This is a genomic window from Pseudomonas tehranensis (assembly GCF_014268615.1).
In the GTDB taxonomy this organism is placed as follows: Bacteria; Pseudomonadota; Gammaproteobacteria; order Pseudomonadales; family Pseudomonadaceae; genus Aquipseudomonas; species Aquipseudomonas tehranensis.
Window position 1 is genome coordinate 1 of sequence record NZ_JABWQV010000371.1, and the last position, 3,494, is coordinate 3,494.

A 3,494-nucleotide genomic window follows, 5' to 3' on the forward strand; every position below is an offset into this window, starting at 1 on the left:
ATCGCGAGCAGGCTCGCTCCCACAGGGTTTTGTGTTGTTACGGGTTCACTTGAACCGCCGCTCCACCCCTTTCTCCACCAGGATCTTCGCCGAAATCTCTTCCACGGAAAAATGCGTGGAGTTGATGTGGGGAATGTTCTCCCGCCGGAACAGGTTTTCTACCTCGCGCACTTCGAATTCGCACTGGGCGTAGCTCGAATAGCGGCTGTTGGGCTTGCGCTCGTTGCGGATCGCAGTGAGGCGATCCGGATCAATGGTCAGGCCGAACAGCTTGTGCTGGTGGGCGCGCAGGGCGCTGGGCAGTTGCAGGCGCTCCATGTCGTCCTCGGTCAGCGGATAGTTGGCCGCGCGGATACCAAATTGCATCGCCATGTACAGGCACGTCGGCGTCTTACCACAGCGCGACACACCCACTAGGATCAAATCGGCCTTGTCGTAATAATGCGTGCGGGCGCCATCATCGTTGTCCAGGGCGAAGTTGACCGCCTCGATGCGCTCCATGTAGTTGGAGTTGTGACCAATGGAATGGGACTTGCCGACCGAGTAGGAGGAATGCTCGCTCAGCTCCTGCTCCAAAGGTGCCAGGAAGGTAGAAAAAATGTCGATCATGAAACCATTGGACATTGCGAGAATCTCACGGATGTCCTGATTGACGATGGTATCGAAGATAATCGGGCGAAAACCGTCGGTTTCGGCGGCTTTATTGATTTGTTGTACCATGGCCCGCGCTTTGTCGACGTTGTCGATGTACGGACGTATGAACTTGGCGAAGGTAATGTTTTCGAATTGCGCCAACAGGCTTTGGCCCAGTGTTTCGGCCGTGATGCCGGTGCCGTCGGAGATAAAGAAAGCAGATCGTTTCATTTGCGCCTTGGGCCCTAGTGAGCGAGTGACGATTCTTGGATATGATAGGCGCGATTTGCTGGCCGCCAGTGGCCCGCATTCTCACTTATTTTCCAGGTCCAGGCCATATCGCCGGTATTTGCTCCCCTGGAGCCGCCGGTGCCTTGAGCTTTTCCAACACAGTTAGTGGAGAGATCACCTTGGTAGAGTACGTAGTTTCCCTCGATAAGCTCGGCGTCCATGATGTAGAGCATGTGGGGGGCAAGAACGCATCCCTGGGCGAGATGATCAGTAACCTCGCCGGTGCCGGCGTATCGGTGCCAGGTGGCTTCGCCACGACAGCTCAGGCTTATCGTGATTTTCTGGAACTCAGCGGCCTGAACAAACAGATCCACGACGCGCTCGATGCCCTGGACGTCGATGACGTCAACGCCTTGGCCAAGACCGGCGCCCAGATCCGCCAATGGATCATGGAAGCCGAATTTCCCGAGAAGCTGAACGCCGAGATCCGCACGGCCTTCGCCAAACTGTCCGAAGGCAATCCCGACATTGCCGTCGCTGTGCGCTCTTCGGCCACCGCCGAAGACCTGCCGGATGCCTCCTTCGCCGGCCAGCAGGAAACCTTCCTGAACATCCGTGGCGTGGAAAACGTCATCCGTGCCGCCAAGGAAGTCTTCGCCTCTCTTTTTAACGACCGTGCCATTTCCTACCGTGTGCACCAGGGCTTTGACCACAAGCTGGTCGCCTTGTCTGCTGGTGTGCAGCGCATGGTCCGCTCTGAAACCGGCACCGCCGGGGTAATGTTCACGCTCGACACCGAATCGGGTTTCCGTGACGTGGTATTCATCACCGGCGCCTACGGCCTGGGTGAAACCGTTGTACAAGGCGCGGTGAACCCGGATGAGTTCTATGTCCATAAAGGCACGCTGGAAGCCGGTCGTCCGGCCATCCTGCGCCGTAACCTGGGCAGCAAGGCCATCAAGATGGTCTACGGCGACGAAGCCAAGGCCGGTCGTTCGGTGAAAACCGTCGACGTGGACAAGGCCGAGCGCGCGCGCTTCTGCCTGAGCGACGCCGAAGTCAGCGAGCTGGCCAAGCAGGCGATGATCATCGAGAAGCATTACAAGTGCCCGATGGACATCGAATGGGCCAAGGACGGTGACGACGGCAAGCTGTATATCGTGCAGGCCCGTCCGGAAACCGTGAAGAGCCGTACCCAGGCCAATGTCATGGAGCGCTACCTGCTCAAGGAAACCGGCACCGTGCTGGTGGAAGGCCGTGCCATCGGCCAGCGCATCGGCGCCGGCAAGGTACGGATCATCAAGGACGTCTCGGAGATGGATAAGGTCCAGGCCGGCGATGTGCTGGTTTCCGACATGACCGACCCGGATTGGGAGCCGGTGATGAAACGCGCCAGCGCCATCGTCACCAACCGCGGCGGACGTACCTGCCACGCGGCGATCATCGCCCGTGAACTGGGCATCCCGGCCGTAGTGGGTTGCGGCAACGCCACTCAACTGCTCAAAGATGGCCAGGGCGTCACCGTGTCCTGCGCCGAAGGCGATACCGGCTATATCTTCGAAGGCGAACTGGGCTTCGACATCAAGAAGAACTCCGTGGACGCCATGCCGGACCTGCCGTTCAAGATCATGATGAACGTCGGCAACCCGGATCGTGCTTTCGACTTCGCGCAGTTGCCGAACGCTGGCGTGGGCCTGGCCCGCCTGGAGTTCATCATCAACCGCATGATCGGTGTGCACCCCAAGGCGTTGCTGAACTACGACGGCTTGCCGCCGGAGATCAAGGACAGCGTCGACAAGCGCATTGCCGGTTACAACGATCCGGTCGGTTTCTACGTCGAGAAACTGGTGGAAGGCATCAGCACCCTGGCGGCTGCGTTCTGGCCGAAAAAGGTCATCGTGCGTCTGTCGGACTTCAAGTCCAACGAATACGCCAACCTGATTGGCGGCAAGCTCTACGAGCCGGAAGAAGAAAACCCGATGCTGGGCTTCCGTGGGGCTTCGCGTTACATCAGCGAATCGTTCCGTGACTGCTTCGAGCTCGAGTGCCGCGCCCTCAAGCGTGTGCGCAACGAGATGGGCCTGACCAACGTCGAGATCATGGTGCCGTTCGTGCGCACCCTGGGCGAAGCGAGCCAGGTTGTCGACCTGCTGGCGGAAAACGGCCTGGCCCGTGGTGACAACGGCCTGCGCGTGATCATGATGTGCGAGCTGCCGTCCAACGCGATCCTCGCTGAAGAATTCCTTGAATTCTTCGACGGTTTCTCCATCGGCTCCAACGACCTGACCCAGCTGACCCTGGGCCTGGACCGTGACTCCGGCATCATCGCGCACCTGTTCGACGAGCGGAACCCGGCGGTCAAGAAGCTGCTGGCCAATGCCATTGCCGCCTGCAACAAGGCCGGCAAGTACATCGGCATCTGCGGTCAGGGCCCATCCGACCACCCGGACCTGGCCAAGTGGCTGATGGAGCAGGGCATCGAAAGCGTTTCGTTGAACCCCGACTCCGTGCTGGAGACCTGGTTCTTCCTGGCTGAAGGTCAGGCTGCGGTCTGATCGAGTGAAGGGGCCTGACCGATTAATACCGGTCAGTTAAGCGAAGCCCCTGTGGGAGCGAGCCTGCTCGCGATG

2 protein-coding genes are annotated in these 3,494 nt (G+C 59.5%); one reads left to right on the plus strand and one right to left on the minus strand.

The window, feature by feature from the left end:
* Positions 1-45: 45 nt before the first annotated feature.
* Positions 46-864: a posphoenolpyruvate synthetase regulatory kinase/phosphorylase PpsR gene (ppsR, locus tag HU811_RS25930; protein WP_092401788.1), complete on the minus strand. Its 819-nt coding sequence runs from the start codon at positions 862-864 to the stop codon at positions 46-48.
* Positions 865-1,043: 179 nt separating this feature from the next.
* Here ppsR and ppsA point away from each other — a divergent pair, with 179 nt between their 5' ends.
* Complete coding sequence (gene ppsA / locus HU811_RS25935; RefSeq protein ID WP_186658914.1) at positions 1,044-3,419, plus strand: phosphoenolpyruvate synthase; 2,376 nt, start codon at positions 1,044-1,046, stop codon at positions 3,417-3,419.
* The last annotated feature ends 75 nt before the right edge of the window (positions 3,420-3,494 follow it).